The sequence below is a fragment of the Pantoea sp. Lu_F5_004 genome, from assembly GCF_051136245.1.
Lineage (GTDB): Bacteria > Pseudomonadota > Gammaproteobacteria > Enterobacterales > Enterobacteriaceae > Pantoea > Pantoea agglomerans.
In genome coordinates, this window is record NZ_CP194946.1 from 2,138,288 (window position 1) to 2,163,548 (window position 25,261).

Here is a 25,261-nt window from a genome sequence, read left to right on the forward strand (position 1 = left end):
AAGTTACAAGGCAACCGGTCATTGGAAAATGTGATGATATCGACAGGCCTGTCATGATGCGGGGCAGGAAAAGATGAGGGAGCGCGCGGACCTGTTTCCGGGGATAACGCCATAATGGAGGCGTAAAACGGGAGTGAGGCATTTTGTTCGATCACCGCCACAGGCGGCAGCGATGATCGGGTAACGCGTGCGATGTCAGGCCTGCCAGTCTCAGAGTGTGCGGAGGAGAAAATACCCTGACGGTTACCCTTCAGCCACTACCCGCTGACGATGACAGTCGGCCGGTTCCAGTTTTTGCCCCTGTGAGGAGATAACCTCCAGGCGCGGCAGCGGCTTTCCTTCCGCATTATCCAGCAGCACGGAGTGGGTTTCGCCCTTCTCAAACAGGTAACGCTCGCCCCACTGGCGCATCGCGACCACAACCGGAAACAGCGAACGGCCTCTTTCGGTCAGGACATATTCGCTGTAGGCGCTGCCATCGGAGGCCGGAGCAATCTCAAACACCCCTATCTCCACCAGCTGCTTCAGGCGTGACGCCAGGATATTTTTTGCCAGCCCTAAATTCCGCTGGAAGTCACTGAATCTGCGGACGTCATCAAAGGCTTCACGCACGATCATCATGCACCAGCGCTCACCTATCGACTCCAGGGTTCTGGCGACCGGACACTCGCTGGTTCTCAGGGATTCCTGCTTAGCCATGCTCTTCTCTCACACTACCTGTCACATGATGGCAGTTTAGCCACTCCGAAAAGAAGTTGCAAAAAAAAACCAGCCCGGTTAAAGATATCGCCAATCCAGTTTCAAATAAAAACCAGAAAGGAAAGCAACATGACCTGTACGACTGGCAAGGCGCGTGATCCTGAAGCCGATTCGCCCCCAGCCGCGATCCCGGTGCTCTCGTCCCGGATGATCTTTTTGTTCTCACTCACCTCTGCGCTGGCGGTCGCCAATGTTTACTCGGCACAGCCTCTGCTGGAGTCGATAGCCGCCAGCCTGCAGGTTTCCCCTGGTACCATTGGCACAGTGGTAACGGCCACGCAGAGCGGCTATGCCCTCGGGCTGATCTTTCTGGTGCCGCTGGGCGACTGCGTGAACCGCAAAAAGCTGGTAATTACCCAGTTGCTGCTTTCCGTGCTGGCGTTAATCATTGCTGCGGTTGCGCCAGACCTGATGACGCTGCTCTGCGCAATGCTGCTGGTGGGATTAATGGCGGTGGTCACGCAGCTGATGGTGGCGTGGGCCGCCATGCTGGCATCGCCAGAACAGCGCGGACAGGTGGTGGGCAGCGTGACCAGCGGCATCGTGATCGGCATCCTGCTGGCGCGGTTTGTTTCCGGGATGATTGCTGACCTGGCGGGCTGGCGGGCAGTCTATCTGACGGCTGCCTGCCTGTTACTCCTGATCTCGCTCATCCTGGCGAAAGTGCTGCCCGCCACAGCAGGTCAGACGCAGCGCACATCTTATCCTCACCTCTTATTATCTGTTTTCCGTCTCTTCCTCACGGAACCGCAGCTGCGCAGACGCGGGATCCTGGCGCTGCTGATTTTTGCGGCCTTCAGTATGCTCTGGTCTTCGATGGTTCTGCCACTTACCGACCTGTCACTGTCACACACCCAGACCGGCCTGTTCGGCCTGGCCGGCCTTGCCGGTGCGCTGGCAGCCTCCAGGGCAGGTGCATGGGCTGACCTGGGCCTGGGGCAGCGTGCCACCGGCCTGGCACTGGCGTTGCTGACCTTCTCCTGGCTGCCGATAGCCGCGCTTCAGACCTCGTTACTGTTGCTGATTTTCGGAGTGATCCTGCTCGATTTCGCCGTCCAGACGGTACATGTGATTAATCAGAGCCTGATCGTGGCCGCCCGACCTGAGGCGGCAAGTCGTCTGGTCGGCGCCTATATGTGCTTTTACTCGCTGGGCAGTGCGCTGGGGGCTATAGCCGCCACTCAGCTTTATACGCACTGGGGATGGCAGGCTGTCTGCTATGCCGGTGCAGCGGTCAGTGCCTCTGCCTTTCTCTGCTGGTCCGGAGTACGTCACTCATGAAATTAACGCATCTGCTGCTCGCCGTCATGATCACCGCCATCTGGGGGGTTAACTTTTCGGTTATCAAACTCGGCCTGCAGGCGGTCGACCCGTTTATCCTGGCAGGCATCCGCTTTACGCTCTGCGCCCTGCCAGCGCTGTTCTTTATTAAGAAACCGGATGTACCGTGGCGCTACCTGATCAGCTATGGCCTGGTCTTCGGGATTGGCCTGTGGGGTCTGGTGAATCTGGGGATTAAAACCGGACTGTCGGCGGGCATCGCCTCGCTGCTGCTGCAGTTCAGCGCCTTCTTCACGCTGCTGCTCGGTGGCTGGGTATTTAAAGAGCGTCTCAGCCGCTATCAGCTCGCCGGGTGTGCGCTGGCCTGCGCCGGTCTGCTGAGCATTTTTTTCATTACCGATGGCTCGGTGACGTTTTCCGGCATGCTGCTGGTGCTGGCAGGCGCGGTCGCATGGAGTATTGCCAATATCATCAATAAAAAAGCGGGCACCCGACAGGTTTTTGCTTTTCTGGTCTGGTCGAGCGCCTTTGCACCCATTCCGCTCTTCCTGCTGGATGGACTGGTCAATGGCAGCGCGGGCTATCAGGCACTCTTCACCCAGCTGGATGTGAAGGCGGTGTTGTCGATACTGTTTCAGGTCTATCCCAATACCCTGCTGGGCTACTGGGTGTGGAACTGGCTGCTGAAACACTATCCGGTTTCAACGGTCGCGCCACTGTCGCTGCTGGTGCCGGTTTTCGGCATCCTGGGTTCAGTGGCGATATTTGGCGAAACGGTTTCACCTCAGAAAATCGCGGCGCTGCTGCTGATCGTCGCCGGACTGGCCGTCGGGCTCTATGGGCAGCGGGTTGTGCGCTATTTCGGCGTACAAACCGGCTGACGGCGCCGTGGGGTGACTATGCACCGTGCCGCTGGCAGAACGCTTCGATGTCACCGTGCTGAAAATCGGGCAGATTCGCCAGCAGTTTCTCCAGCGGCCAGTTCCACCAGGCAATGCGCTGGAGACGGGCGGCGATAGCCGGTGTAAAGCGCACCCGCAGTGGCCTGGCCGGAACCCCGCCCACTACGCTGTAGGGCGCGACGTTTTTCGTCACGACAGCACCCGCAGCCAGCACCGCACCATCACCAATGGTAACGCCAGGCAGCACAATTACGCCGTGACCTATCCACACATCGTGACCGATTATCACCCGATCGGCGCGACGGGCGGAAAAGAAGCCCTGATCGCGCCGGGCGTCGGGGTGGTAATACTCCGGGCAGTAGGTAAAACGATGCTGGGAGGCGCGGTCCATAGGATGATTCGGCGCGCCAATGCGCACCTGATTAGCAATGGCGCAGAAGCGCCCCACCTGGGTATCGGCCAGGCAGCAGTGTTCGCCGACATAGGAGAAGTCACCCAGCTCGCTATACTCCAGCGTGCTGTGCGCCAGGATCTCACACTGCTGACCCACAGTGGTTTCGCGCATCTTCACACTCTCATCAATCCAGGTGTGCGCTAATCGGGCGGGCATAACGGCGGCAATGGACATAAAACTCCCGGTCTGGATAAGCAGCGCCCCGGCGGCGTGCTTTTGCCGCACCACCTTACCCGCGTCCGATGACAGAGAATTGACAAAGAAAAAAGGCGGAGTGGTTAGCTCCGCCTTGTTTCAAGTTCCGGTTAACCTGCGTGACCGGTCAGTTGCATAAGGGCAACGATGATCTGCAAGATGACCCGGATAAGATCCAGAATCAGCTTAGTCAGTTCCATCACTTTCCTTCTCCTTTTACAGGAGCGCGCTGTTCGGCAACCAGGGCTTTGACTCTACCCGCCGGGCGCCTAAGCACATCTTTGTGGAGAGAGCTGAGCGGCACTCATGGTTAAAGCCACAGGCCAGCACCACCTGATGCCTGCCGGGATTTTAAAACCGTGCCCCTGGGAGCGGCCAGTCGACAATGAGGCGATACTCAACACTCAACACCTGTATAAACATACAGCATTTTGGCGAAACTTGAAATCCTTAGCCGCACATTTTACAATCTTGTTTGTGGAGAGTGCTGAGCACCTCGTTCGCAGCGCGGTTACCAGCCGGGTAGCGAACAAAAAATAAAGGATTTGGCGAAATGCCAAATCCTTTTTTTATGCCTGCCTTCTGCTTAAAAAAGCAGCGCAATGCTTACTTCGCGGCGCTGATTCGCCAGATGGTATTACCCGCATCGTCAGCAATCAGGACACCGCCCTGTTTGTCGCTGGCCAGACCGACCGGTAATCCACGCACCTGCTTTTCATCGTCCGTCAGGAAGCCCGAGACCACCGTCTGCGGCTGACCCACCGGCTTGCCGTTTTCAAATTTCACCCACACCACTTTGTAGCCATTCAGCGGCGTACGGTTCCAGCTGCCATGTTCACTGATAAACGCACCGCCCTGGTATTGCGGCATGTTATCTGCGCCGTAGAACAGCAGCCCCAGCGGAGCGACATGCGAACTCAGGGCATAATCAGGCTTAATCGCTTTCTCAACCAGATCGGGACGCTGCGGTTCGGCACGGGTATCCACATGCTGACCAAAGTAGCTATAGGGCCAGCCGTAAAAGCCTTTGTCCTGCACTGAGGTCATGTAGTCAGGCACCAGATCGGAGCCGATTTCATCACGCTCATTGACGATGGCCCACAGTTTTCCGCTCTGCGGTTCCCACTGTAAGCCGGTCGGATTGCGCAACCCGCTGGCGTAGATCCGGCTGGCACCGCTGGCCGCGTCCACTTCCAGCACCGCGGCACGGCGATACTCTGCGCCAATGCCGTTCTCGGTAACGTTACTGTTGGAACCGACACCCACATAGAGCTTGCTGCCATCGGGGCTGGCCAACAGCGCTTTGGTCCAGTGGTGGTTAATCGGCCCGCCCGGCAGTTCCGTCACCTCTTCAGGCGCGGTGCGGATCTCTGTGTCCCCTTCGCGATAGGGGAACTTCACCAGGCTGTCAGCATTCGCGACATAAAGGGTATTGCCAATCAGCTGCATGCCAAACGGCGAGTGCAGATTCTCAATAAAGCGGTGCTGCTCCCATTTGCCATTGACGTTGCGCAGCAGCGTAATCCGGTTGCCGCCAGCGCCGCCCTTACCTGACGCTTTCTGCACAATGCCCATGATCAGCTGTTTAGGCCGGGTGGTGGGTTTGGCCGGGCCATTGGATTCCGCCACCAGCACATCATTATTCGGCAGCACATAAACCTGACGCGGATGCTGCAGATTGTCAGCGATCTTTTCGATTTTCAGCCCGTCAGCCACTTTTGGCATTTCGCCCGCTTTCCACGGCGTGCCTTCCGGCACCTGCATCGGCGGCATAAAGAAGTTCTGTGCCTGCGGCAGTTCGGGATTCGGTCCGATCTGCTTTTGCGGATCGACCAGCGCACCATCATCACAGCCTGCCAGCAGTGCTGTCAGGGTAAGCGCGAGCAACGTTTTATGCGGTATCTTCATGGTGGCTCCTCCTTAAGCGCTACGCTGACGTAACGCAAGTTGCACATTCGCCAGCAGCAGCAGCGCTACCACCAGCGTCGAAAGCGTCACGCCCAGCGGGATGACAGCGGCGGCATCACGGCTGTGAATAAACGCATTGACGATAGCGATCACAATTGCCACCAGCCAGAGCCAGAAATGACTCTTTTCCGCACTGTCACTGCCGCGGAACAGATAAACCAGCGCGATGAGTCGCGGCACAATCGCCAGTATCAGTCCCAGCGCAATCAGCCAGCCTGCGGCATCCGTCCAGAACAGCACAAAGGTCTGGCTATAGAGAATATCGAACAGCCAGGCCGCGACAAAAAAGCCCAGCGGCACCGGCTCCAGCAGAGCGTACAGCGTCACGGCAAAGGCCGATCTTCCCAGGGTATTGCGCATGTTTCTCTCCATTTTTAACGTGAATGCGAACCAGGTCAGACGTCGCGCTGCTCAGAGCAACCGACCCCGCGCCTGTAAAAGATTAGTAAATCTGAAGAGAAACAGAGGGTTTATTCGGGAGGAATTGCAAATCAGGCGGATGACGTCCCTGTCATCGCCGGTCAGTCAGGGCTTATCAGCGGGTAAAGTGACCCAGTATCCTGGCTGATAAGGCAGCGGCAGGAACTTCTCGTGGAACGCGCGGAAGGTGGCGTCCGGATCCAGATCGGCAAACAGATCGGGATGCAGCCATTTCGCCAGCGCCTGGATAGCCACAAACTGGTAAGGGCTGTCGTAGAACTGATGCCAGATGGCGTGAACATTGCCGTTGTGCGCCACCGGCAGGGTTTTAAAGGCATCGCGCATCATCAGCCCCTTAAGACGCGCGGTAGCCTCGGTGACATTGGCACCCGGACCGACGCCGACCCATTTGCCCACGGTGTTGTAATTCTTCCAGTTAGCGCCGGTCACCACCACCACATCCGGCTGGCTGGCGATAATCTGTTCCGGGTTAACGGTGCCGAAGGTGCCAGGGATGAGATCTTTAGCGATGTTACGACCGCCCGCAATCTCGACCATCTGGCCAAAGTTTTCATTGCCAAACGACATGCAGCACTCGTCGCTGTAGCCGCCTGCACGGTCAATCATCACTTTCGGGCGGTAGCCGGTAAAGTTCTTCAGACGCGAGGTGACAAGGTCAATCTGCTGCTGGCGAAAGGTGATAATTTCCTGGGCACGCGCCGGTTTGTTCACCAGTTCGCCCATGATGCGGATACTTTTCTCAGCATTCACCATCGGCGCTTCGCGGAAATCGATAAACACCACCGGCACGCCTACTGCCTGCAGTTTTTCAATCAGCTTGCCTTCATCGGTGGCGGCTTTGGATTCCAGATTCATCAGCACCAGATCGGGCTTCAGGGTTAACGCCTGCTCGACGTTGAAAGTGCCATCTTTCGCACCGCCAAAGGTCGGCAATTTTTTAATTTCCGGATAGCGTTTTTCGTAAGCCTGATAGCCGTCCCAATCCGCTTTCGGGAAATCGTCACGCCAGCCAATCACCCGTTTAAATGGGGCATCGGTATCAAATGCCGCCAGCAGATACATCTGACGGCCCTCACCCAGAATGATGCGTTTTGCCTCCTGCGGCACCTCGACCTGACGGCCTGCGACATCGGTAATCATTTTGGCCGAAGCCGTCCCTGCCAGCGTGAGCAGCCCCAGCGCTAAAAACCATTTTTTCATTGTAAAAGCCCGCACAAATGATAATGAGAATTATTAATGTAAAGCGGCGTTACTATCACCTAAAACAGGGGTCAGGGGAAGTCATCCGGTTAAATGTTTTTTGCGGCGGGGTTAACTGTCGGAGTTGCGCTCATAGCGATCCCTAAAGAGGAAAAAGCGCAGCGTGTCGCTGCTCACAAAACGGTCAGCTTTCGTGAATATGTTCACAACACCCTGGGCAGTTGCACACATATTAGCCATTAATCGTATCGTTTTGGCTAATGCGTTAATGAATTGTGAAGGCTAGATTAAAAATGAAACAGCGTTTTAATAATTCATCAGGACAGACTGCCACAGGAGCTTAACCGTGAAGATCAGCGCCATTGATGTCACCCTTTTTACCTATCCCACCCAACGCTGCGCCGACAGCGCCGGACACTCCCACCCTGGCCCGGAAAATGATGCGCAGATGGCGCTACTGACCCTGACCAGCGAGGAAGGCGACTGTGGTTACGCCTTTGCGCCGCCGGAAGTGGTGCGATCCCATGTGGTTAATGCCTTTTTCCGCAAAGTGCTGATCGGTCAGAACGCCTTTGACCGGGAGCGTCTGTGGCAGGATCTGGTGCACTGGCAGCGCGGCAGCGCCCATCAGCTCACCGAGCGGGCGCTCTCCGCTGTGGAGCAGGCATTGTGGGATATGATTGGACGGAAGCTGAAACAGCCTGTCCACAAACTGCTGGGCGGCTATCGCGAGAAGATCCCGGCTTACGGCAGCACCATGTGTGGTGACGAGCTGAGCGGTGGATTATCAACGCCGGATGAGTATGCGCAGTTCGCGGAAAAGCTGGTGGCGCGCGGGTATCAGGCGATCAAGCTTCACACCTGGATGCCGCCGGTCTCCTTCGCACCCAGCCCGGCGATGGATATCAAAGCCTGCGCGGCGGTGCGTGAAGCGGTGGGACCCGATATCGCGCTGATGCTGGACGGCTATCACTGGTACAGCCGCAGTGACGCGCTGACCATCGGCAAGGCGCTGGAAAAGCTTAATTTCGCCTGGTTCGAGGAGCCGATGGAGGAAGAGAGCATGGCCTCTTACGCCTGGCTGGCGGAAAACCTCTCTATTGACGTGCTTGGCCCGGAGAGCCTGGGCGGTAAACATCACAGCCGCGCCGACTGGGTGCGTGCCGGAGCCTGCGACATTCTGCGGGCCGGTGCCAACGGCGTAGGCGGCATCTCGCCCACCCTGAAAGTGGCGAACCTGGCTGAAGCCTTTGGCATGGATTGCGAAGTGCACGGCAACGGTGCGGCCAGCCTGGCGGTGGTCGGGGCGATCCGTAACTGCCGCTGGTATGAGCGCGGCCTGCTGCATCCCTTCCTGGATTATGAAACACCGCCCGCCTACCTCAACAGCCTGATCGATCCGATGGACGATCAGGGATTTGTCACCCTGCCCACCCGTAGCGGGCTGGGTGAGGATATTAACTTCAGCTGGATTGAGACGCACACGCTGAACCGCTGGTAAATCGCACTACCGAAGTACGGCAAACAATAATAACCCCGTCGCCCGCCTGCTGCCTGCCATCCCGGTGGTCAGCAGCAGGCAGAGTCGTAAACGGGAAAACCTCTGACCTGCTGGACTTAACCTATGACCCTGACACAACGATGTGGCGCGTGGCTGATCACGCTGCTGGTGCTGACGGGCAGCGCGTCAATCCAGGCAAAGACCCCGGATGACCAGCTGATCGTCGGCATGAATATGAATAACCTGCTCACCCTGGATCCGGCCGCTATGACCGGCAACGAAGTGGTCGGCATTGTAGTAAATCTCTATGACGGACTGGTCGAGCTGAACCCGCAGCAACTCACCGAGGTGCGCCCGGCGCTGGCGGAACGCTGGTCAGTCAGTCCGGATAACCGCACCCTGACTTTTCACCTGCGCGACAACGTCAGGTTTCACTCCGGCAATCCGCTCACCAGCGCCGATGCGGTCTGGTCGATGCGGCGGGTGCTGCATCTGAACCTCGCGCAGGCGTCGGTGTGGAAATCGTACGGCTTCAGCCGCGACAATGTAGACCAGATGATTACCGCGCCCGACGACCGCACGCTGGTGATCACCCTGCCGAAGCCTAACGATCCGCAACTGGTGATCTACTCGCTGGCGGCGCTGGGCAGCATGGTGGTGCTGGACAGCAAAACCGTGCAGCAGCATGAGGTGGATGGCGACTGGGGCAACCGCTGGCTCACCACCCATGAAGCGGGCTCCGGCCCGTTCAGGCTGGATGTATGGCAGGCAAAAGATGTGCTGCGCATGAGCCGTGCGACCGATTACTGGCGCGGCGAGGCGAAGATGTCGCGGGTGGTATTCCGCCATCTGCAGGAGTCGCAGACCCTGCGGCTGATGATGGAGAAAGGCGATCTGGATATCGCCAGTAACATGGCGATCCCCGACGTGCGCGCCCTGCGGCACGACCCCGACCTCACCATTGATGCGGTAAGAAAAGGAACAATCTACTACCTGGCGATGAGCATGAAAGATCCGCACTTCGACAATATCAAAGTGCGGGAGGCGGTACGCTATTTGGTCGATTATCAGGGCATCAATAAAAGCCTGATGACCGGCTATGGCGAGCTGCATCAGCGCCCGATTCAGGCTGGCATGCCCGCCACGCTGCCCGATCCCGGTTACCGGCTCGATGTGCCGCGCGCCCGCGCACTGCTGGCTGAAGCGGGTTATCCGGACGGCTTCGACACCACGCTGCGGGTGCTGGCCGATCAGCCATTTCTGAATATCGCCATCGCGGTGCAGTCCACGCTGCTCCAGGGCGGGATCCGCGCAAAAATCATCACCGGCACCGGTAACCAGATCTATGGCGCGATGCGCGATCGCCAGTTCAGTCTGCTGGTCGGGCGCGGTGGCAGCGGCGTGGAGCCGCATCCCCACTCCAGCCTGCGCGCGCTGGTCTATAACCCGAATAATGCTGACAGCGCCCGGCTGACCAACTTCCAGGGCTGGCGCACCGGTTTCTATGACGCGCAGCTCAACACCATGATCGATCAGGCGCTGGTGGAGCGCGACAAAACCCGCCAGCAGCAGGCCTATTACGCCATCCAGCAGCGCTATGACCAGCTGGTGCCTGCACTGATGCCGATTTCACAAATGCTCGACTCCGTGGTGGTCAGCAACCGGGTGCAGGCTTATCAGCCGCATCCCTCAGCGACCACCTTCCTCCGCGATGTCTGGAAAACCCCTGAAGCCAAAGCGGGAGGCACCCTATGATCCTGACCCTGACCCGAACTCAGTGCCGCCGCATCAGCCATCGCGCGGTGCAGGTAGTGATAACCCTGTTCGGCCTGCTGCTGCTGACCTTTTTTATTGGCCGGGTGATGCCGCTGGATCCGGTGCTGGCGATTGTCGGCCCCGACGCCGATCAGGCCACCTATCAGCAGGTTTATCACCAGCTCGGCTTTGATAAACCGCTGTGGGTGCAGTTTGGCATCTACCTTAACGCGCTGCTGCATGGCGATCTCGGCCATGCGCTGCTCACCGGTCAGCCGGTGGTGCATGACATTGTGCGCGTCTTTCCGGCAACCGTAGAGCTGGCCACGCTGGCGATTGTGATTGGCGCAGGACTGGGCGTGCCGCTGGGTGTGCTGGCGGCGGCGCGTCGCAACAGCGTCATCGACTATGTGGTGCGGATGCTCAGCCTGGCCGGTTACTCCACCCCAATCTTCTGGGTCGGCATGATTGGCCTGCTGCTGTTCTATGCCCATCTCGGCTGGGTTGGCGGCGCAGGTCGGGTGGACTTCAGCCTGGATGGCATCGTGCCACGTCGCACCGGCTTTATGCTGATTGACGCCCTGCTGGCGGGCAACAGTCAGGTGTTCTGGAATGCGCTGAATCATCTGGTGCTGCCCGCCTCGCTGCTCGGCTTTCACTCCATGGCCTATATCAGCCGCATGACGCGCAGCTTTATGCTCGCGCAGCTGTCGCAGGAGTTCATTCTGACCGCGCGGGTCAAAGGCCTGACTGAATGGCAGGTGATCTGGCAGCACGCCTTCCGCAATATCCTGGTGCAGCTGCTGACCGTGGTGGCGCTGGCCTATGGCTCGCTGCTGGAGGGCGCAGTGCTGATTGAAACCGTCTTCTCCTGGCCCGGCTTTGGCTCCTACCTCACCGGCAGCCTGATGCTGGGCGATATGAATGCGGTGATGGGCTGTGTGCTGGTGGTGGGTCTGATTTTTGTGCTGCTTAACCTGATCTCCGACCTGCTCTATCAGGTGTTCGATCCGAGGACCAAAGTATGACGATCTCTTTTGACGCTGCGTCTGTGAGTCATTCCCGTGAGCGGCTGGTGCGCTGTCAGCGTTTTGCTGCCCGCTGCGGCCATTTCCTCTGGCGCATGGCCTGTAATCCCCTGACCGCAATTGGTGGTGGCATTGTGCTGCTGCTCTGCATCGTGGCACTTTTCGCACCCTGGATCGCGCCGTATCACCCGCTGGTTCAGGATCTGAATAATGCGCTGACGCCCCCCGGCGCGGCCCACTGGTTCGGCACCGACGAGTTTGGCCGGGATATCTTCAGTCGTCTGGTGTGGGGCGCACGCATCACGCTCTACATCGTGCTGCTGGTGTCGGTCACCGTGGGGCCACTGGGCCTGCTGCTGGGCGTCACCGCCGGTTATTTTGGCGGCAAAGTCGACGGCGTGCTGATGCGTGTCACCGATATCTTTATCTCCTTCCCGAGCCTGGTACTGGCGCTGGCCTTTGTTGCCGCGCTGGGGCCAGGACTGGAGCATGTGGTGATCGCGATTACGCTCACCGCCTGGCCACCCATTGCCCGTCTGGCCCGCGCTGAAACGCTGTCGCTGCGTCAGGCGGACTTTATCTCGGCGGTGCGCTTACAGGGCGCGTCGCCGCTGCGGGTGCTCTGGAAGCACATTATTCCGCTCTGCCTGCCGTCGGTGATTATCCGCATCACCATGAACATGGCGGGCATTATCCTCACCGCCGCCGGGCTGGGGTTTCTCGGGCTGGGCGCGCAGCCGCCGGATCCGGAATGGGGCGCGATGATCGCCAGTGGCCGCACCTACATGCTGGAGTGCTGGTGGGTGGTGACCGTGCCCGGGCTGGCGATCCTGATTAACAGCCTGGCATTTAACTTTTTAGGAGATGGCCTACGTGACCTGCTCGATCCCCGCAGTGAGTAACGCCTCGCCGTTGCTCGACGTGCGCGATTTGCACGTGAACTTTGTTAACGGACGCCAGATTACGCCGGCGGTGCGTGGCGTCTCCTTTCAGCTCGGTCAGGAGAAGCTGGCGATTGTCGGTGAGTCCGGCTCCGGTAAATCGACCGTGGGTCGCGCCCTGCTGCAGCTGCATCCGGCTAAGGCGCGCATTGAGGCGAGCCGGATGCAGTTTGGCGATATCGACCTGTTGCACGCCACCCCGGCAGAGATGCGCGCCATTCGAGGCAAACGCATCTCAATGATTATGCAGGACCCGAAATATTCGCTGAATCCGGTGATCCGGGTTGGCGAGCAGATTGCCGAAGCCTGGCGCAGTCACCATCGCGGCCAGAAATCGGCGGCACGTCAGCGGGCGCTGGCGATGCTGGAGGAGGTGCAGATCCGCGATCCTGAACGGGTATATCAGCTCTATCCCCATGAGATTTCCGGCGGCCAGGGGCAGCGCGTGATGATCGCCATGATGCTGATCACCGAGCCGGAACTGGTGATTGCCGATGAGCCCACCTCTGCGCTGGATGTCTCGGTTCGCATGCAGGTGCTGGCGCTGCTGGATGATCTGGTGAAAGCGCGCGGTCTGGGACTGATTTTTATCAGTCACGATATCAATCTGGTGCGCAGCTTCTGCGATCGGGTGCTGGTGATGTACGCCGGGCGCGTGGTGGAGTCGCTGGCCGCCAGCGAACTTGACCACGCGCAGCATCCCTACACTCAGGGACTGCTGGCAGCACTGCCCGACCTTGATCGGCGGCGCACGCGCCTGCCAGTGTTACAACGTCACGCCAGCTGGTTAACTGACTAAGGAGTTACGATGATTGAGGTGAAAAATCTCAACCTGAGTTTTGGTGAAGAGGGTCGCCGTAATCAGGTGCTGTTCGACGTCAGCCTGCAGGTTAAACAGGGTGAAATCTTCGGGCTGGTCGGTGAGTCAGGCTCGGGCAAAACCACGGTGCTGAAGTGTCTGGCGGGCCTGTTTAATCACTGGCAGGGAGAACTGACCATTGATGGCCAGCCGCTGGCGCACCGCATCGATCGGGCGCGCTGCCGTCAGGTGCAGATGGTGTTTCAGGACCCTTATGGCTCGCTGCATCCGCGTCATACGCTGGGCGATATCCTTGAAGAGCCATTACAGATTCAGGGTATCGGGCAGCGCCAGCAGCGCGTCGTGGCGATGCTGGATAAGGTCGGGCTGAATCGCGCCTGGCAGACGCGTTATCCGCACCAGCTTTCTGGTGGTCAGCGTCAGCGCGTGGCGATTGCCCGGGCGCTGATTTTAGAGCCGCGCGTGCTGCTGCTGGATGAACCGACCTCCGCCCTGGATGTTTCGGTGCAGGCGGAGATCCTCAATCTGCTCAGCGATCTGCAGCAGCAGGAGAATCTGACCTATCTGATGGTGACGCACGATCTCGGCGTGGTGGCGCACCTCTGCCATCGCGTGGCGGTTATGCAACAGGGCAAGGTACTGGAGACGCTGGATGTGCCGACGCTGGTGGCCGACCGCGCCGCGATGCCCTACACGCGGATGCTGGTAGAGGCGAGTCGTCATTACAACCCGGCGCTGGCGCAGCAGAGCTGACGTTCAGCTGACGTCGGGAAAGAGAGAATAAAAAAAGGCCGGTCAGACCGGCCTTATGACCCCGGATGCGTTAGTGGGTCAGCTGACGCACAAAAGCGACGATTTCCTGATTTTTGCCATGCTCAAACAGACACTGCTGGAAGCGTGGGCCACTAACGGCAGTACGCACCAGTTCAGGATCGATGGCGCGCAGCGTGTCGAGGTAGTTCTCTTTAATCACGGCAGCTTTAACCTGATTCAGCAGACCGGCGTTACGCACCTGCGGCTCTTTACGCTCTGGGGGATAACCATTGCCCTTCTCGCCGGTGAAGGCTTTTTCAAAGATAAAGCGCAGGTTAAGTTCAGCGCCCCAGCCAAAGCCTTTGGCGAACGGCAGAGATAAGGCATTACCGTTGTTGATCTGGGCAAACAGGTAGGCATCCGCCGGATCGATACAGTAGCCGCAGACGACGCCCGGATGGATGTTAAGCGACATCAGCGCGCCCTGCCCGGTGCCGCAGCCCGCGACCACGAAATCTACGGCCTGGCTGTTGAGCAACACGCTGGCCTGAATGCCGAGGTGAATATAGGTCAGGTGGTGATCCTGCTCATCGCTCATACCGACGTTGAAGACCTGATGGCCCAGTGGCTGTGCGACGCCTTCCAGTTCTTTCAGCACGGTAACGTTTTTAGCGGCCTGGCTGTTTTCCATCATTAACGCGATTTTCATGATCTACCCTTATAAATTAATTGAAACACCGTTTCATTTTAGTGAAAAACCACTAAAGTGCATAAACTAATTCACCCGAGCGCTGTGAGATCCATCACAAAACGGTCACCGCAGCAGGGGCAACCGCAGGAGGATTGCGATGTTTATCTACCATAAAGAGCGACCACTGGAAGATCTGGGCAACGGCGTGACCCGCCGCGTGCTGGCGTACGGCGGCACCATGATGGCGGTAGAAGTGATTTTTGAGAAAGAGGCTGTCGGCCCGCTGCATCACCATCCCCACGAGCAGCTGACCTATGTGCTGAGCGGACGTTTTGCCTTCACCATCAATGGTGAAACGCGTGAGGTGGGCGCAGGAGATACGCTCTATAAAGCGCCCAATGTGGTTCATGGCTGTGTCTGTCTTGAGGCGGGCACCTTACTGGATACGTTTACACCGCAGCGCGAAGATTTCCTGACCGCTAAATAATGCATGCGGCCCGGTGGGCCGCCTGTTGAACTGACGCATGACTGACCTGATTTCCCCGCCTCCGTATCCTGCTTCAGGCCCGCATAATTTTTCTGAAATTCCATCTTCCGCTAACTTAATGATTAGCTGACATTTACGCCGCAACCGCGCTGCGCTTAGCTTCGCCCTGAAAATCAATCGGGCAGATTTCTGTACAAATTCCGAATCGTTGTATAAGTTTAATAGCAACCGCCGAACATTTTTTAACCCGAAACAGGACAATACTATGCCAATGCAAAACACCCTCACGTTGCCGGTGAATCACAGTGGCCCGGTCAAAAATGAGTTTAGTTCATCCTTTGCCGTGTCTGAACAGGACAAACTCAACTTTCTGATCGAAGAGTTACTGGAAGCGGGCAAGGAAAAAAGCTGTATGGAACTGCTGCGCCATCTGGCATCCGCAGACAGTGCAGAAGAAGAGGCATGCTGCCGCGAACTGTTGACGTTGCTGATGGCACAAAAATGAAGCCAGTTGCCAGCTGTTCAGCGCAGATTCACCCCTTTCTGAAAGCGTATCTGATATCCCACGCTACGCCTGAGCGCACTTCCCCGTTCAGGCGTGTCAACGTGCCCAGCGAAAGCCGCGGTTTTTTCTGAATGCAGTAACGCCCGCAGCAGCAGAGACTGTTACGCGCGGTAAATCCGGGTTTTACTCACCAGCAACTTTATGCCTCTCATTGCTTATCTCTCCCCTGTTTTGTTAGCCTGAATCCCGCTTCGGCGAGAATCGCTTTACCTTCCCTTCGCGTAATGCGCGCGGTTCACTATCAGGCTGACACAGGAGTGATATGACCATGACCTTTGCCCCCGCCACGCTGCATCTGCTGTGTGGAAAAATTGCCTCCGGGAAATCGACGCTGGCGGCGGAGCTGAGCGCCGCCCCCGGTTGCGTGGTGATCAGCGAGGATCAGTGGCTCGCCGCACTCTATAAGGACGAGATGCAGTCAGTGGCCGATTACGTGCGCCATGCAGCAAAACTCAGAAAGGCGATGACGCCTCATCTGGTCGCGCTGCTTAACGCAGGCGTGTCGGTGGTGCTCGATTTTCCTGCCAACACCCGGGCGAATCGAGACTGGATGATGTCGGTGATTAAGGCATCCTCTGCCGACCATCGCCTGCATTATCTGGACGTACCGGATGCGCTGTGTAAATCGCGTCTGCACGCCCGAAATCAGGACGGCGAACACGCCTTTGCCGCAACGGACGAGCAGTTCGCGCTGATTACCCGCTATTTCGAAGCACCGCAGGAGGAAGAAGGCTTTAACCTGGTGCGCCACGGTTAATGCCTTCTGGCGCGGGATCTTAAGAGAGGTCGAGTGCCGCGAGCACGTCAGCAATCAGCTGGCAGTCCGCCGCAGAGAGCGGTAACAGCGGGCGCGGCAGACAGTCGCGTTCGGTCAGTCCCAGCAGCCCCGCCGCGGCGCTGATCACCCGGAAACTGCCGCCATGCTGGCGGAACAGCGCCCATAACGGCTGCAGGCGATCGGACTGCGCTCTGACGCTCTGATGGTCACCTGCGGCCGCCGCTTCGGTCATCGCTTTTGCGACGCGCGGAAACAGCCCGCCGCACACCGAATACCAGCCATCACAGCCCGCAATCAGCCCGTTGGCGGCTGAGGCATCGCCACTGACGCCAATCGACACGGCATCTGGCAGCGTGCCGCGCAGTTGAGCGAGGCGATCGTTAGCCGCAGATTGATCTGCCGGTACCCCAGGAATTTTCACTGACCCGACACCGGAAAGTGTGGCGATCCGGCTCAGCAGCGCATCGGAAAACGTAAAATGGGTGGTGCCGGGGTTGTCATAGATACAGGTTGGCACCGAGGCGTGTCGCGTCACGGTCTCGAAAAGCGTGAACACCTCATCTTCATTCAACGCCTGATAACCCAGCGGCGGCAGCAGTAAGGCGGCCGCGCCCGCCTGCTGCGCGTCCTCCGCCAGCGCCAGCACCTCGTCAGTGCCCACCGCACCAATGCAGATCATCACCGGAATCGACTCTGCATGTTCCACCGCCAGTTCTGCGATGCGCCTGCGCTGCGCGCGGGTGAGATAGGCGTAGCTGCCGGTGGACCCCAGCACGCCAAGGGAATCGACTTTTGCATCAGTCAGCCTGCGCAGCAGCCGCAAAAAAGCCGCCTCATCGGGCTTGCCTGCCGCAAAGGGAGTAAGGGGGAACGCACTGAGTCCGCTGAACATATCATCTGCTCCATTACGAGATTGCACCGGCCTGAGGTCGCCCCTGCAGCCATATTTCGTTACCGGCCGAAGCATCAACTCGCCCCGCCCGCTATTTTTGCGCTATATCACCCAAAGGAGGATAGCGATGATTGCCGTACTATTTGAAGCCGAAGCCCGACCCGAACACCAGGTGCGTTACCTGCAACTGGCTGCCGACCTTAAACCGCTGCTGATGCAAAACAGCGGGTTTATCTCTCTTGAGCGCTTTCAAAGCCTGACCGATGAGAAAAAAATTCTCTCGCTCTCCTGGTGGCGTGATGAAGAATCGGTGCTGGCCTGGAAGCGCAACCTCTGTCACCAGGCCGCACAGCGTGAAGGCCGCGAGACCCTTTTTGCCGGTTACCGTCTTCGCATCGTCACGCTGGTCAGAGAATATGCCTCACAACAGGGAGTAAATTAACATGTTCGATATTCATGTCATCCTGCAAAATAGTCCAGGCACACTTTCCCGGCTCACCACGCTGCTGGGCCGTCATGGGATTGGACTGGAAGGCGGCGGCCTGTTCTCCTTTGGTGAACAGAGCCACGCTCATTTTCTGGTCGAGGAAGGCGAACGGGCGCGGGCCGTGCTGGAAGCCGGGGGTATCGCCGTCGAGGCGGTTAACGTCCCGCTTATACGCAGGTTACCGCAAAAGCGTCCCGGCGAGCTGGGGGCGATCACTGCACGCCTTGCCGATGCCGGAATCAACATACTGGTGCAATACAGCGATCACGCTAACCAGCTGATCCTGATCACCGATAACAATCGATCAGCCGCCGGGCTGACCACAGAATGGGCACGCTTATCTGATGGCAACACCACAACCGCATAACGCACCTGACGATAGCGAAGCACTTGAGAATGCGATTGTGGGCGTCGCCGCCGCAATGGCCGATGCGTCACGGGTGAAGATGCTGTCCGCGCTGATGGATGGACGCGCCTGGACCGCCACCGAACTCAGTGCCGTCACCGACGTGGCGCCCTCAACCGCCAGCGCCCATCTGAACCGGTTGATCAACAGCGGCTTGATCGTCTGCGTGGCGCAGGGGCGTCACCGTTATTACCGACTGACCGGCAGTGACATCGCTGCGCTGATTGAGAACATGATGGGCGTATCGTGGCGACGGATTGCCGCGCCGGTGAGCACCACCCCAACATCGCTTCGCACCGCCCGCACCTGTTACGACCATCTGGCCGGTGATATTGCGGTGCAGATTTATGCCGTAATGGCGCAACAGGGCTGGATCACGCCGGAAGGCAGCGCTGTCACCCTGTTGGGTCTGCAGCAGTTTGCGGCGTTGCAGATTGATCTGTCGCAGCCCGGACGCCGCAGAGCCTGCTGTGGCTGTCTCGACTGGAGTGAGCGCCGGTTCCATCTCGGCGGCTACGCGGGTGCAGCGCTGCTGAGTGCCTTTGAAACGCAAGGCTGGCTAACCCGGCAGCCTGGCTACCGTGAAGTGGTGTTTACCGTGGCGGGCGTCCAACATTTACGTCAGATTTTTGGCATAACCTTTCCCTGACGCCTTGCTGCCTGCGTACTGAACCCTTTTTGCCGCCAGACTCTGCGCTGATGGCCTCAGACAAGCCAGATTCCGCCTGTTCACCTGCAACACGCTTATGAAATCTGTCACATTTCCGCAAACTCCTCTCAGACCCACTAACAGGCACAAAAAAATCATCTCTCCACTTAACCCTTTGAATAAAAATCACTTTAAGTGATAACGCCTGGCAATCTTGCGGCTGGCACATTAATCGATGCCCTTTTTGCACTTATTTAGCGCCGGGCGCTGATCCACTCTTCAGTGACAGGCGCGGCAAAAAGCGTCATACCTTACTGGAGTTACTGATGCAGACAACCTCACCCATGACTCACCGCGCCAGGATTGGCGCAATATTCCGTGTTACCTCAGGCAACTTTCTCGAACAGTTCGACTTCTTCCTGTTCGGTTTCTATGCCACCTATATCGCCCATACCTTTTTCCCGGCCAGCAGTGAGTTCGCCTCACTGATGATGACCTTTGCCGTGTTTGGCGCAGGGTTCCTGATGCGCCCGATTGGCGCGGTAGTGCTGGGGGCGTACATCGATAAGGTTGGCCGTCGTAAAGGGCTGATCGTTACGCTCTCCATCATGGCGGCCGGCACCTTTATGATCGTGCTGATCCCCTCTTACCAGAGTATTGGTCTGTGGGCGCCGCTGCTGGTGCTGATCGGTCGGTTGCTGCAGGGCTTCTCCGCCGGTGCAGAGCTGGGCGGCGTGTCGGTCTATCTGGCAGAGATCGCCACACCGGGCCGCAAGGGCTTCTACACCAGCTGGCAGTCGGGTAGTCAGCAGGTCGCGATTATGGTGGCGGCGGCGATGGGCTTTATCCTCAACGCGGTGCTGGAAGAGAGCGCCATCCGTGAATGGGGCTGGCGCATTCCGTTCCTGTTTGGCTGCCTGATTGTGCCGTTTATCTTCCTGCTGCGTCGCAAGCTGGAAGAGACCCAGGAATTCAACAACCGTCGCAGCCATCCCGATGTGAAGCAGGTGTTCCGCATCCTGCTCGCCAACTGGCAGGTGGTGATTGCCGGGATGCTGATGGTAGCAATGACCACGACTGCGTTTTACCTGATTACGGTTTACGCGCCGACCTTTGGCAAGAAAGTCCTGCTGCTCAGCGCCTCTGACAGCCTGCTGGTGACGTTGCTGGTAGCGGTATCGAACTTTATCTGGCTGCCGATTGGCGGCGCGATCTCCGATCGTTTTGGCCGTAAGCCTGTGCTGGTTGCCATGACCCTGCTGGCGATTGTCACCACCTATCCGGCCCTGAGCATGCTGGCCGCAGCACCGGGCTTCTCGATGATGCTGGGCGTGCTGCTGTGGCTGTCAATGATCTATGGTCTCTACAACGGCGCGATGATCCCGGCGCTGACCGAAATTATGCCAGCGGAAGTGCGTGTGGCGGGCTTCTCGCTGGCCTATAGCCTGGCAACTGCGCTGTTTGGTGGCTTTACCCCTGTGATGTCAACCGGCCTGATAGAGCTGACCGGCGATAAAGCTTCGCCAGGCTACTGGATGAGTTTTGCCGCAGTCTGCGCCCTGGGGGCAACACTTTATCTCTATCGTCGCACCCGCAGTGCCGTATCGCCTGTCCATGAAACCGTTAGCTGAGGAATGTAAAATGAAACTGAAAACGATGTCGCTGTACGTTGCTCTGCTGTTCAGCGTGGCGGGCAGCGCCACGGCGCAGGCAAAAGAGCTGACGGTGATGATCTCCGGCGGGTTTAAAGCAGCGTGGGATACGCTCTCGCCCCGCTTCGCCCAGCGTGAAGGGATCACTATCAACACCGTCGCCGGTCCATCTATGGGTAAAACCCCGCAGGCCATTCCGGCACGACTGGCGCGCGGTGAACCGGCCGATGTGGTGATTATGGTCGGCGATGCGTTAAGCGATCTGCAAAAGCAGGGCAAGACGCTGCCGGGTTCACGGGTTGAACTGGCGGACTCCCGCATCGGCGCGGTGATCAAACAGGGTGCCACACCGGTTAAGATCGGCAGCGAAAGCGCATTGCGTACTGCTCTGCTGAACGCCAGCTCTGTCGCCTATTCCGACAGCGCCAGCGGTAAATATGTCAGCAGCCAGCTGTTCAGCCGCCTGGGCATTGAGGATCAGGTTAAGGCGAAAGCGGTGAAGGTTGAGCGCATCCCGGTGGCATCAGAGGTCGCGGCCGGTAAATACGCTATCGGCTTTCAGCAGGTCAGTGAGCTGCTGCCGGTACCGGGCGTAACTTTTATTGGCGAACTGCCGGACAAGCTGCAATACACCACCCGCTTCGCCGGTGCCGTGGTGCGCAAGTCAGCGCAGCCGGATGAGGCGGCTAAGCTGCTGCGCTGGCTCGCCTCTTCTGAGGCACAACAGGCGGTGCACGCCAGCGGACTACACACCGTGAAAGCGTCAAAACCGGTTAAAGCCGCTGATACTGTTCAATAATCAGGTTCTCCAGTTCGCCCGCAATGTGCGACAGCGTCCGGCCATTTTTACGTAGCAGACCCACGGTGCGTTTCACCTGCGGATCGGTCAATGGCACCGCCATCAGCAGGGCATGATCGTAGCCAGGCATCGACATGGCGGGGACGGCAGCAATGCCCAGCCCCGCCTCAACCATCCCCAGCATGGTGGTGACGTGCCGGGTTTCACAGATACAGGGTTTCTCCGGCATGATCGCCTGCAGCGCCTGATCCAGCAGGTTGCGATTGCCGGAGGTTTTATCCAGCCCGACCCACTCATACTGATAAAACGCCTGCCAGCTCAGACTCTTTTTGCCGGCTATAGGATGGTCACGCCGACAGGCCGCCACATAGGGATCATCCATCAGCGGCTGGAAATGCACATCCGGCTGCGAGCGGCTGGAAAAACTGATGCCGAAGTCGGCCTGACCGCCAATCACCGCGTCATAAACGTTAGCCGCACTGCTGTCGATCAGTTTGACTCGTACGCGGGGATAGCGCGCCTGAAATAGCCGGATGATGTTGGGCATAAAGTAGTAGGCGGCTGACGGCACGCAGGCTACGGTAATCAGTCCCGTGCGGGCTAAGCTCACCTCGCTGAGATCGGCCATGACCTCCTCAAAATCAGCCAGCAACTTATCCGAGCGCTGAGCAAACGCATGCCCCTTCAGCGTCAGCGTGACGCGGCGCGTGGTACGCTCAAACAGTTTGATCCCCAGCGAGGTTTCCAGCTTATCTATCCGGCGGCTCAGCGCCGACTGTGAGAGACAGATCGATTCTGCCGCCAGGCGAAAATTGCCAAACTCCACCAGCGCGCGAAACGCATAGAGATCGTTGAGATCGAAATTAACCGGCATAAATCCCTCTTCCCTTAAACCGCATCATGCTTGTCATCATTTTCGTCACCTTCCGTGAGGGTAAAATCGGTAACAAATCTGCTGAGCAGTTGCTCCAGCGCCTCGCGATCGCTGTCCGGCCAGTGCCGGAAAACGCGCTGATAGACCTGCACGCGCTGCGCATCGATTTTATCGGTCATCGCCCGGCCATCTGCGGTAATGGCTGCCTCGTTAATCCTTTTGTCCTGCTGATTTTTCTGCCGCACGACCAGCCCGGTTTCCTCCAGTTTCGCCACCTGACGGCTGACCGTGCTGTAGTCACGCCCCACCCGATCGGCCAGTTCGCCTACGCCGATCGGCCCGAACCGGCTGACCTGAACCAGCAGCGGAAACAGCGCCCGATCCAGTTCAATACCCGCCGCTTTAATCATCGCCATATCGCGCTGGGGGCGGTTAAGCGCGCCTGCAATCGTCAGCAGACAATTATGCAGCGCATCGTATTTATGTGTATTTTGCACACTTTTCATTGACGCCATCCTGAGGCAGGAATAATGTGTGTACTTTACACCTAATAACTCCCAGACAGAAGGCAGACCAACCATGAAAACAGCGATAATCGATCAGGCAGGCGCAAAACCTCACTACGGTGACAGACCGGAACCCCAGGCCGGTGAGCATCAGCAGCGGATCACCGTCAGAGCCGCAGCACTCAGCCAGCTGGCGAAAGCCCGGGCGGCGGGCAACCACTACAGCGCCGTTTCGCAATTCCCGTTTATTCCGGGCATTGACGGAACGGGCTACCTCGACAACGGCGAGGCTGTCTACTTTCTGGCTTTTGACTCCGCCTCGGGCAGTATGGCCGAGCGGACGGTGGTCAGTAGAGAACACATCATCCCACTGCCTTCTGGCCTTGATCCGGTGCTGGCAGCAGCTCTCGCGAATCCGGGCATGTCCTCCTGGACAGCGCTGACCCGTCGGGCCGCACTTCGCCCCGGCGAGACCGTGCTGATCAATGGCGCGACCGGCACTTCGGGTCGCCTGGCGATCCGCATTGCCCGCGCGCTGGGTGCAGGCAAAATCATTGCCACCGGCCGTAACAGAGAAACGCTGCAGCAGTTGCACAATGAGGGTGCTGATATCACTCTGACGCTGGATGCGCTGCCCACCGAACTCCCCGCCCTGATGGCAGAGGGCGTTGATGTAGTACTGGATTATCTGTGGGGTGAGAGCGCACTGGCAATCATGACTGCGGCGGTTCGGGGTGGCGAAAAAATCGTGCGCTTTGTGCAGATTGGTTCGCTGAGCGGGCAGGAGATTTCCCTGCACAGTAAGCTGCTGCGCTCATCCGGGCTAACACTGATGGGAAGCGGGCTGGGCAGTGTGCCAGACCGTGAACTGATCGCCTCAATAGGGGAAATGCTGCAGGCCGCCGGACCGCACGGTTTTACCATTCCTTTCCGGTCGCGTCCATTAAGTGATATCGCGGAGGAATGGCAGAGCGACGACAGCCGTTGCCGGACGGTATTTACCCTTCCGTGACCGTCTGCTCCACCTCATGCAGAAATCGACCAGGATAATCGGGTTGGATAGCGTGCTGGGCGCTGTAACGCCCAAACAGCTTATAGCGGTTTAACGCGATACGGTCGTAGGCAAAGTTACTGATCGCGTCGGGAAAGTGGCGCAGCACCGCCAGCCCGCGCCAGGGTGCCGGCAGGTGCTGCATCACGCGGAACACCGCCTGCGCCCGCAGCCAGTGCTGGTTATCGGCAATGTAGACAATGGTGCTGATGTTCTCTTCCGGCAGTCCGGCCCAGCGCAGCAGCGCTTTGCCCTGCTCGCTCTGCACCGAGGCAAAACGGACCTGCCGCGCCAGATGGCGACGCAGCAGGAACTGAACCCAGCCGTTGCACAGCTTACAGACACCGTCGTAGAGCACGGCGCTTTCACCGGTTTGCAGATAAGGGGGCGACGACATCCTGCAACTCCTCACTCCTCTGATGATGAACTGAAGTGTAGCGGGTTCTGGTCAGTTGCTGCTGCAGCCAGTGAATGACGGCAGCGTGATCCTGGGCGCAGGCATCAACCTCATACACCTGGCCAAGCGCCATCGGAGTGGCCTGTTGTGCCAGCTGGCGCAGTTCCGGCAGATACTCAGCCCCCGGATGGCCCGGCAGCCGCTGCGACAGCCGCGCCTGATAGCGCGCCACCGCCACCTCCGGCTCAATCTTCAGCCACAGCTCCAGCACCTCTTCGACGCCCGCCTGTTTCAGTCCCTGCTCCAGCAGCGTACGGGGCTGGAACCCGAACCAGGCGTCGATCAGCCAGATCTGACTGGCGGGCGCCTGCGCGACGATGTTCCAGATCGCCTGATAGGCCGCGCAGCCCAGTTGCCGGTTACGCTGGCGATCGACCGGCGCAAAAGCGTGCATAAAGGGTTCTTTCAGGCTATCGAGCGTCAGCACCGGCCAGCCAAAGTGTTGTGACAGCGCGTGCGTCAGGGTGCTTTTACCCGAAGCCGGAATGCCATTAACCAGCACCACGCGTTTTAACGGTGTTTTTAGCGTCATAAAATATCAATGACCTCCGCGATGCTGCTGGCCTGACGTAATCTGACCAGCGTTTCCTCATCTTCCAGCAGCGACACAATCGCGCGGATCCCCTCTTCGATATGGGCATTGCTGTCACGCGCACCAAACATGATGACAATGTCCGCTTTATCACTGCCCTCAAACGAGATCGGTTCATTCAGCAGAATCATACTGAAACAGTCACGGATCACCCCCGCTTCCGGTCGCGCATGGGGAATGGCGATCCCCTCCTCAAACACGTAGTAAGCGCCATGGGCCAGCGTATTGGCGATTACCGCATCAGGATAAGAGGCATCGAGATAGCCGCCACTGACCAGGGGTTCGGCAGCCAGCGCGATAACCTGACGCCAGTCCGTGGCGTCGATACCAATCTGAATAGCGTTTGCCTCTTGCAATAACTGCTTAATCGTCATCAG

Annotated in this window: 29 protein-coding genes; 17 read left to right on the plus strand and 12 right to left on the minus strand. The window is 58.4% G+C overall.

From position 1 onward, the window contains the following. Window positions 1-243 precede the first annotated feature (243 nt). A complete protein-coding gene (locus ACR8BN_RS09845) occupies window positions 244-699 on the minus strand; it encodes a winged helix-turn-helix transcriptional regulator (RefSeq protein WP_033767222.1) in 456 nt (151 codons plus the stop codon). Between the two features lie 129 nt (window positions 700-828). Between ACR8BN_RS09845 and ACR8BN_RS09850 the strand changes: the two genes are divergently transcribed. Together ACR8BN_RS09850 and ACR8BN_RS09855 are read left to right on the plus strand one after the other, a co-directional pair. Continuing rightward, window positions 829-2,040 (plus strand): MFS transporter, encoded by a 1,212-nt coding sequence (locus ACR8BN_RS09850; RefSeq protein ID WP_434746872.1) that lies wholly within the window; start codon window positions 829-831, stop codon window positions 2,038-2,040. Beyond that, on the plus strand, window positions 2,037-2,921 hold the full coding sequence (locus ACR8BN_RS09855; protein ID WP_434746873.1) for an EamA family transporter: 885 nt from the start codon (window positions 2,037-2,039) through the stop codon (window positions 2,919-2,921). Before ACR8BN_RS09850 ends, ACR8BN_RS09855 begins: the two co-directional genes overlap by 4 nt. A 16-nt stretch (window positions 2,922-2,937) precedes the next feature. Here the strand turns inward: ACR8BN_RS09855 and ACR8BN_RS09860 are convergent, their stop codons facing one another. The 4 genes from ACR8BN_RS09860 to ACR8BN_RS09875 all read right to left on the minus strand — a co-directional run bounded on the left by ACR8BN_RS09860 (window position 2,938) and on the right by ACR8BN_RS09875 (window position 7,200). Continuing rightward, on the minus strand, window positions 2,938-3,570 hold the full coding sequence (locus tag ACR8BN_RS09860; protein WP_010244979.1) for a DapH/DapD/GlmU-related protein: 633 nt from the start codon (window positions 3,568-3,570) through the stop codon (window positions 2,938-2,940). Window positions 3,571-4,197: 627 nt separating this feature from the next. Then, the gene (locus ACR8BN_RS09865) at window positions 4,198-5,499 is read right to left on the minus strand and encodes a PQQ-dependent sugar dehydrogenase (RefSeq protein WP_275102234.1); all 1,302 of its coding nucleotides are present in this window, start codon (window positions 5,497-5,499) and stop codon (window positions 4,198-4,200) included. 12 nt (window positions 5,500-5,511) lie between these two features. Beyond that, window positions 5,512-5,919, minus strand: a complete 408-nt coding sequence (locus ACR8BN_RS09870; RefSeq protein ID WP_010244987.1) for a hypothetical protein — start codon at window positions 5,917-5,919, stop codon at window positions 5,512-5,514. Window positions 5,920-6,084: 165 nt separating this feature from the next. Further along, window positions 6,085-7,200: an ABC transporter substrate-binding protein gene (locus tag ACR8BN_RS09875; protein ID WP_115064784.1), complete on the minus strand. Its 1,116-nt coding sequence runs from the start codon at window positions 7,198-7,200 to the stop codon at window positions 6,085-6,087. A gap of 346 nt (window positions 7,201-7,546) precedes the next feature. On the opposite strand from ACR8BN_RS09875, the gene ACR8BN_RS09880 reads away from it, so the two are divergent. From ACR8BN_RS09880 to ACR8BN_RS09905, 6 genes are all read left to right on the plus strand, one after another. Further along, complete coding sequence (locus ACR8BN_RS09880; RefSeq protein ID WP_434746874.1) at window positions 7,547-8,701, plus strand: mandelate racemase family protein; 1,155 nt, start codon at window positions 7,547-7,549, stop codon at window positions 8,699-8,701. Window positions 8,702-8,824: 123 nt separating this feature from the next. Next, a complete protein-coding gene (locus ACR8BN_RS09885; protein ID WP_434746875.1) occupies window positions 8,825-10,456 on the plus strand; it encodes an ABC transporter substrate-binding protein in 1,632 nt (543 codons plus the stop codon). Beyond that, on the plus strand, window positions 10,453-11,484 hold the full coding sequence (locus ACR8BN_RS09890; RefSeq protein WP_010245000.1) for an ABC transporter permease: 1,032 nt from the start codon (window positions 10,453-10,455) through the stop codon (window positions 11,482-11,484). The genes ACR8BN_RS09885 and ACR8BN_RS09890 overlap by 4 nt, the downstream gene beginning before the upstream one ends. Beyond that, the gene (locus ACR8BN_RS09895) at window positions 11,481-12,386 is read left to right on the plus strand and encodes an ABC transporter permease (protein ID WP_039386673.1); all 906 of its coding nucleotides are present in this window, start codon (window positions 11,481-11,483) and stop codon (window positions 12,384-12,386) included. The genes ACR8BN_RS09890 and ACR8BN_RS09895 overlap by 4 nt, the downstream gene beginning before the upstream one ends. Next, complete coding sequence (locus tag ACR8BN_RS09900) at window positions 12,358-13,224, plus strand: ABC transporter ATP-binding protein (RefSeq protein WP_434746876.1); 867 nt, start codon at window positions 12,358-12,360, stop codon at window positions 13,222-13,224. Before ACR8BN_RS09895 ends, ACR8BN_RS09900 begins: the two co-directional genes overlap by 29 nt. A 9-nt stretch (window positions 13,225-13,233) precedes the next feature. Beyond that, on the plus strand, window positions 13,234-13,998 hold the full coding sequence (locus tag ACR8BN_RS09905; protein WP_010245009.1) for an ABC transporter ATP-binding protein: 765 nt from the start codon (window positions 13,234-13,236) through the stop codon (window positions 13,996-13,998). Window positions 13,999-14,068: 70 nt separating this feature from the next. On the opposite strand, the gene ACR8BN_RS09910 is transcribed toward ACR8BN_RS09905, so the two are convergent. Further along, window positions 14,069-14,707 carry an RpiB/LacA/LacB family sugar-phosphate isomerase gene (locus ACR8BN_RS09910; RefSeq protein ID WP_003853539.1) on the minus strand — a complete coding sequence of 213 codons (639 nt, stop codon included), beginning with the start codon at window positions 14,705-14,707 and terminating at the stop codon, window positions 14,069-14,071. Between the two features lie 139 nt (window positions 14,708-14,846). Between ACR8BN_RS09910 and ACR8BN_RS09915 the strand changes: the two genes are divergently transcribed. The 3 genes from ACR8BN_RS09915 (at window position 14,847) to ACR8BN_RS09925 (ending at window position 16,498) form a co-directional block, all read left to right on the plus strand. Next, the gene (locus tag ACR8BN_RS09915; RefSeq protein ID WP_010245017.1) at window positions 14,847-15,176 is read left to right on the plus strand and encodes a cupin domain-containing protein; all 330 of its coding nucleotides are present in this window, start codon (window positions 14,847-14,849) and stop codon (window positions 15,174-15,176) included. A gap of 265 nt (window positions 15,177-15,441) precedes the next feature. Beyond that, window positions 15,442-15,681, plus strand: a complete 240-nt coding sequence (locus ACR8BN_RS09920) for a hypothetical protein (protein ID WP_010245020.1) — start codon at window positions 15,442-15,444, stop codon at window positions 15,679-15,681. Between the two features lie 322 nt (window positions 15,682-16,003). Beyond that, the gene (locus ACR8BN_RS09925) at window positions 16,004-16,498 is read left to right on the plus strand and encodes an AAA family ATPase (protein WP_109650339.1); all 495 of its coding nucleotides are present in this window, start codon (window positions 16,004-16,006) and stop codon (window positions 16,496-16,498) included. A 19-nt stretch (window positions 16,499-16,517) separates the two neighbouring features. Here the strand turns inward: ACR8BN_RS09925 and ACR8BN_RS09930 are convergent, their stop codons facing one another. Then, window positions 16,518-17,411: a dihydrodipicolinate synthase family protein gene (locus tag ACR8BN_RS09930; RefSeq protein ID WP_434746877.1), complete on the minus strand. Its 894-nt coding sequence runs from the start codon at window positions 17,409-17,411 to the stop codon at window positions 16,518-16,520. Window positions 17,412-17,538: 127 nt separating this feature from the next. Here ACR8BN_RS09930 and ACR8BN_RS09935 point away from each other — a divergent pair, with 127 nt between their 5' ends. The 5 genes from ACR8BN_RS09935 (at window position 17,539) to ACR8BN_RS09955 (ending at window position 21,404) form a co-directional block, all read left to right on the plus strand. Beyond that, the gene (locus ACR8BN_RS09935) at window positions 17,539-17,853 is read left to right on the plus strand and encodes an antibiotic biosynthesis monooxygenase family protein (RefSeq protein WP_193585520.1); all 315 of its coding nucleotides are present in this window, start codon (window positions 17,539-17,541) and stop codon (window positions 17,851-17,853) included. 1 nt (window position 17,854) lies between these two features. Then, window positions 17,855-18,265 carry an amino acid-binding protein gene (locus tag ACR8BN_RS09940; RefSeq protein WP_039386689.1) on the plus strand — a complete coding sequence of 137 codons (411 nt, stop codon included), beginning with the start codon at window positions 17,855-17,857 and terminating at the stop codon, window positions 18,263-18,265. Further along, window positions 18,243-18,953, plus strand: coding sequence for an ArsR/SmtB family transcription factor (locus ACR8BN_RS09945; protein WP_069026258.1), 711 nt, complete (start codon window positions 18,243-18,245; stop codon window positions 18,951-18,953). The genes ACR8BN_RS09940 and ACR8BN_RS09945 overlap by 23 nt, the downstream gene beginning before the upstream one ends. Window positions 18,954-19,279: 326 nt before the next feature. Then, entirely contained in the window at window positions 19,280-20,584 is a 1,305-nt protein-coding gene (locus ACR8BN_RS09950) for an MFS transporter (protein WP_039386697.1), read from the plus strand. Window positions 20,585-20,594: 10 nt separating this feature from the next. Further along, entirely contained in the window at window positions 20,595-21,404 is an 810-nt protein-coding gene (locus ACR8BN_RS09955; RefSeq protein WP_425010798.1) for a substrate-binding domain-containing protein, read from the plus strand. On the opposite strand, the gene ACR8BN_RS09960 is transcribed toward ACR8BN_RS09955, so the two are convergent. Continuing rightward, a complete protein-coding gene (locus ACR8BN_RS09960; protein WP_010245041.1) occupies window positions 21,379-22,278 on the minus strand; it encodes a LysR family transcriptional regulator in 900 nt (299 codons plus the stop codon). The two genes, ACR8BN_RS09955 and ACR8BN_RS09960, sit on opposite strands and share 26 nt — an antisense overlap. 14 nt (window positions 22,279-22,292) lie before the next feature. Then, window positions 22,293-22,784: a MarR family winged helix-turn-helix transcriptional regulator gene (locus tag ACR8BN_RS09965; protein ID WP_010670119.1), complete on the minus strand. Its 492-nt coding sequence runs from the start codon at window positions 22,782-22,784 to the stop codon at window positions 22,293-22,295. 73 nt (window positions 22,785-22,857) lie between these two features. Between ACR8BN_RS09965 and ACR8BN_RS09970 the strand changes: the two genes are divergently transcribed. Continuing rightward, on the plus strand, window positions 22,858-23,796 hold the full coding sequence (locus ACR8BN_RS09970) for a quinone oxidoreductase family protein (protein ID WP_425010799.1): 939 nt from the start codon (window positions 22,858-22,860) through the stop codon (window positions 23,794-23,796). On the opposite strand, the gene ACR8BN_RS09975 is transcribed toward ACR8BN_RS09970, so the two are convergent. From ACR8BN_RS09975 to ACR8BN_RS09985, 3 genes are read right to left on the minus strand one after another with little or no spacing between them, the layout of a single operon-like run. Continuing rightward, complete coding sequence (locus ACR8BN_RS09975) at window positions 23,783-24,232, minus strand: thiol-disulfide oxidoreductase DCC family protein (protein ID WP_129062917.1); 450 nt, start codon at window positions 24,230-24,232, stop codon at window positions 23,783-23,785. The two genes, ACR8BN_RS09970 and ACR8BN_RS09975, sit on opposite strands and share 14 nt — an antisense overlap. Further along, window positions 24,201-24,824 carry an AAA family ATPase gene (locus ACR8BN_RS09980; RefSeq protein ID WP_425010800.1) on the minus strand — a complete coding sequence of 208 codons (624 nt, stop codon included), beginning with the start codon at window positions 24,822-24,824 and terminating at the stop codon, window positions 24,201-24,203. The genes ACR8BN_RS09975 and ACR8BN_RS09980 overlap by 32 nt, the downstream gene beginning before the upstream one ends. Further along, the gene (locus ACR8BN_RS09985) at window positions 24,821-25,258 is read right to left on the minus strand and encodes a PTS sugar transporter subunit IIA (RefSeq protein WP_031592905.1); all 438 of its coding nucleotides are present in this window, start codon (window positions 25,256-25,258) and stop codon (window positions 24,821-24,823) included. The genes ACR8BN_RS09980 and ACR8BN_RS09985 overlap by 4 nt, the downstream gene beginning before the upstream one ends. Window positions 25,259-25,261: the final 3 nt, after the last annotated feature.

Coding starts and splice junctions, on each gene's coding strand:
- ACR8BN_RS09920 (WP_010245020.1), top strand. CDS start 15,442: ATGCCAATGCAAAACACCCTCACGTTGCCGGTGAATCACAGTGGCCCG.
- ACR8BN_RS09885 (WP_434746875.1), top strand. CDS start 8,825: ATGACCCTGACACAACGATGTGGCGCGTGGCTGATCACGCTGCTGGTG.
- ACR8BN_RS09860 (WP_010244979.1), bottom strand. CDS start 3,570: ATGTCCATTGCCGCCGTTATGCCCGCCCGATTAGCGCACACCTGGATT.
- ACR8BN_RS09945 (WP_069026258.1), top strand. CDS start 18,243: ATGGCAACACCACAACCGCATAACGCACCTGACGATAGCGAAGCACTT.
- ACR8BN_RS09935 (WP_193585520.1), top strand. CDS start 17,539: ATGATTGCCGTACTATTTGAAGCCGAAGCCCGACCCGAACACCAGGTG.
- ACR8BN_RS09895 (WP_039386673.1), top strand. CDS start 11,481: ATGACGATCTCTTTTGACGCTGCGTCTGTGAGTCATTCCCGTGAGCGG.
- ACR8BN_RS09870 (WP_010244987.1), bottom strand. CDS start 5,919: ATGCGCAATACCCTGGGAAGATCGGCCTTTGCCGTGACGCTGTACGCT.
- ACR8BN_RS09980 (WP_425010800.1), bottom strand. CDS start 24,824: ATGACGCTAAAAACACCGTTAAAACGCGTGGTGCTGGTTAATGGCATT.
- ACR8BN_RS09865 (WP_275102234.1), bottom strand. CDS start 5,499: ATGAAGATACCGCATAAAACGTTGCTCGCGCTTACCCTGACAGCACTG.
- ACR8BN_RS09930 (WP_434746877.1), bottom strand. CDS start 17,411: ATGTTCAGCGGACTCAGTGCGTTCCCCCTTACTCCCTTTGCGGCAGGC.
- ACR8BN_RS09985 (WP_031592905.1), bottom strand. CDS start 25,258: ATGACGATTAAGCAGTTATTGCAAGAGGCAAACGCTATTCAGATTGGT.
- ACR8BN_RS09950 (WP_039386697.1), top strand. CDS start 19,280: ATGCAGACAACCTCACCCATGACTCACCGCGCCAGGATTGGCGCAATA.
- ACR8BN_RS09955 (WP_425010798.1), top strand. CDS start 20,595: ATGAAACTGAAAACGATGTCGCTGTACGTTGCTCTGCTGTTCAGCGTG.
- ACR8BN_RS09975 (WP_129062917.1), bottom strand. CDS start 24,232: ATGTCGTCGCCCCCTTATCTGCAAACCGGTGAAAGCGCCGTGCTCTAC.
- ACR8BN_RS09915 (WP_010245017.1), top strand. CDS start 14,847: ATGTTTATCTACCATAAAGAGCGACCACTGGAAGATCTGGGCAACGGC.
- ACR8BN_RS09925 (WP_109650339.1), top strand. CDS start 16,004: ATGACCATGACCTTTGCCCCCGCCACGCTGCATCTGCTGTGTGGAAAA.
- ACR8BN_RS09905 (WP_010245009.1), top strand. CDS start 13,234: ATGATTGAGGTGAAAAATCTCAACCTGAGTTTTGGTGAAGAGGGTCGC.
- ACR8BN_RS09960 (WP_010245041.1), bottom strand. CDS start 22,278: ATGCCGGTTAATTTCGATCTCAACGATCTCTATGCGTTTCGCGCGCTG.
- ACR8BN_RS09970 (WP_425010799.1), top strand. CDS start 22,858: ATGAAAACAGCGATAATCGATCAGGCAGGCGCAAAACCTCACTACGGT.
- ACR8BN_RS09940 (WP_039386689.1), top strand. CDS start 17,855: ATGTTCGATATTCATGTCATCCTGCAAAATAGTCCAGGCACACTTTCC.
- ACR8BN_RS09845 (WP_033767222.1), bottom strand. CDS start 699: ATGGCTAAGCAGGAATCCCTGAGAACCAGCGAGTGTCCGGTCGCCAGA.
- ACR8BN_RS09890 (WP_010245000.1), top strand. CDS start 10,453: ATGATCCTGACCCTGACCCGAACTCAGTGCCGCCGCATCAGCCATCGC.
- ACR8BN_RS09910 (WP_003853539.1), bottom strand. CDS start 14,707: ATGAAAATCGCGTTAATGATGGAAAACAGCCAGGCCGCTAAAAACGTT.
- ACR8BN_RS09965 (WP_010670119.1), bottom strand. CDS start 22,784: ATGAAAAGTGTGCAAAATACACATAAATACGATGCGCTGCATAATTGT.
- ACR8BN_RS09855 (WP_434746873.1), top strand. CDS start 2,037: ATGAAATTAACGCATCTGCTGCTCGCCGTCATGATCACCGCCATCTGG.
- ACR8BN_RS09875 (WP_115064784.1), bottom strand. CDS start 7,200: ATGAAAAAATGGTTTTTAGCGCTGGGGCTGCTCACGCTGGCAGGGACG.
- ACR8BN_RS09850 (WP_434746872.1), top strand. CDS start 829: ATGACCTGTACGACTGGCAAGGCGCGTGATCCTGAAGCCGATTCGCCC.